We start from the raw sequence: 2,464 nt of genomic DNA, 5'->3' as shown, positions 1-2,464 counted from the left end.
CGGGCCGCCGCGGTTCACGGACACGGCACCGGCGCGGCCGGCGTGGTGACGGCGGTCGGTGACGGCGTGCCGGACCTGCGCCCCGGCGACGAGGTGTTCGGCGTGCTGGCCGCCGGGCCGAAGGCGGTCGCCGACCGGCGCCTCCTGGCCCCGCTGCCCGACGGCTGGTCCTTCGGGGCCGCCGCCGCCCTGGCCGCCGACTTCGTCCCCGCCCGGCAGGCCCTCGGCGGCCCGGCCGTCCAGGCCGGCCGGACCGGCTGGACCGTCCACGTGCACGCCACCGCCACCGGACCGGCCACCGCCGCCGTCCAGCTCGCCCTGCTCCTCGGCGCCGACGTCTCCGCCACGGCCCCCGACGGCCTGTGCGAGACCCTGCTCGGCCACGGCCTGCCGCCGGAGCGACTCCTCGGGCGTGCGGCGGCGGGCACCGACCTCGTCCTCGACGACGACGCCTTCGCCCACCTGCCCGCACCGGACGCCGACGAGACCGCCGCGATCCTCGCGGAACTCGCCGCCCTCGCCGGACGCGGCGAACTCACCGCGCCGCCCGTCGCCGCGCGCGACATCCGCGACGCCCGCACCGCCGGGGACCGGTACCAGCGGACCGTCCTCACGATGCCCGTGGAGCGCGACCCCGACGGCACCGTCCTGATCACCGGCGGCACCGGCGCCCTCGGCCGCCACCTCGCCCGCCGCCTCGCCGTCACCGGCGCCCGCCACCTGCTGCTCACCAGCCGGCGCGGACCGGACGCCCCCGGCGCGGCCGAACTCCTCGCCGACCTGGCGGCCCTCGGCGCCGAGGCCCGCGTCGTCGCCTGCGACACCGCCGACCGTGCCGCCACCGAAGCGCTGCTCGCCGGCATCCCCGCCGAGCACCCGCTCACCGCCGTCATCCACACGGCCGGTGTGCTGGACGACGGCATCGTCACCGCGCTCACCCCCGAGCGCCTGTCCGCCGTCCTGCGGCCCAAGGTCGACGCCGTCTGGCAGCTCCACGAGCTCACCCGCCACCTCGACCTCGCGCAGTTCGCCGTCTTCTCGTCCATCGCGGGCGTCATGGGCAGCCCCGGCCAGGGCAACTACGCTGCGGCCAACGCGTTCCTGGACACCCTGATCGACCACCGAAGGTCGCTCGGCCTCGCCGGCACCTCGCTCGCCTGGGGCCCGTGGGCCCAGGAGGCGGGCATGACCAGCGAACTCAGCGAGACCGACATGCGGCGCATGCAGTCCGGCGGCATTCCGCCGCTCTCCGTCGAGCAGGGCCTCGCCCTGTTCGAGGCCGCCCTCGGCTCCGCCGAACCGCTCGTCATCCCGATGGGCCTGGCCGCCGGGGGCATGCGCCCCCAGGGCGACGTGCCGCCGCTGTTCCGCGGACTCGTGCGTGCCGCCCGGCGCACCGCCTCCGGCGCCGGCGCGAGCGGTGCCGACGCGGCCGCCGACTTCACCCGGCAGCTGCTCGACCTGAACGAGCGCGACCGCATGCGGTACCTCGTCGACACCGTCCGCGCCGAAGCCGCCGCCGTCCTCGGCCACCCCTCCCCGGAGGCCGTCGACGCCGAACGCGACTTCTACGAGCTCGGGTTCGACTCGCTCACCGCCGTCGAGCTGCGCAAGCGCCTCGCCGCGCTGACCGGCCTGCCGCTGCCCAGCACGATGGCCTTCGACCACCCGACGCCGGTCGCGCTCGCCGCCTTCCTGCGCGGCGAACTGCTCGACGGGCCGCAGGACGTGACGGCGCCGCCGGTCGCCGCCGCCGACCCGGACGAGCCGATCGCCATCGTCGGCATGGGCTGCCGCTTCCCCGGCGGCGCCGGAAGCCCCGACCAGCTATGGCGGCTCGTCGCCGAGGGCACCGACGCCATCTCCGAGTTCCCGGAGAACCGCGGCTGGGACACCGGCCTCTACGACCCCGACCCGGATACCCCCGGCCGCACCTACTCCACCCAGGGCGGGTTCCTGCACGAGGCCGGCGAGTTCGACGCCGCGTTCTTCGGCATCTCCCCGCGCGAGGCCCTCGCCATGGACCCGCAGCAGCGCCTCCTCCTGGAGACGGCCTGGGAGGCCATGGAGCGCGCCGGCCTCGACCCGTCCGCCCTGCGCGGCAGCCTCACCGGCACCTTCATCGGCGCCAGCTACCAGGACTACAGCCCCGGCGACTCCGCCCAGGACGGCGCCGAGGGCCACCTCGTCACCGGCACCATCCCGAGCGTCCTGTCCGGCCGGCTCTCCTACACCTTCGGCTTCGAGGGCCCGGCCGTCACGCTCGACACCGCGTGCTCGTCCTCGCTCGTCGCCCTGCACCTGGCCTGCCAGTCGCTGCGCAACGGCGAGAGCTCGCTCGCCCTCGCCGGCGGCGTCAGCGTCATGGCCACGCCCAACGCCTTCGTCGGCTTCAGCCGCCAGCGCGCGATGGCCGTCGACGGCCGCTGCAAGGCCTACGCCGAGGCCGCCGACGGCATGAGCC

Annotated in this window: 1 protein-coding gene; it reads left to right on the top strand. The window is 76.6% G+C overall.

Annotated elements, in window-relative coordinates; translation table 11 throughout:
• A partial coding sequence (locus ACFV4F_RS43110; RefSeq protein WP_380511471.1) for an SDR family NAD(P)-dependent oxidoreductase occupies nt 1-2,464 on the top strand: 2,464 nt, incomplete at both ends.

It is taken from the genome of Kitasatospora sp. NPDC059722 (genome assembly GCF_042733235.1).
Taxonomy (GTDB): Bacteria; Actinomycetota; Actinomycetes; order Streptomycetales; family Streptomycetaceae; genus Kitasatospora.
Note: the sequence above shows the minus strand (reverse complement) of the source record. Positions and strands in the feature narration are given on the sequence as shown.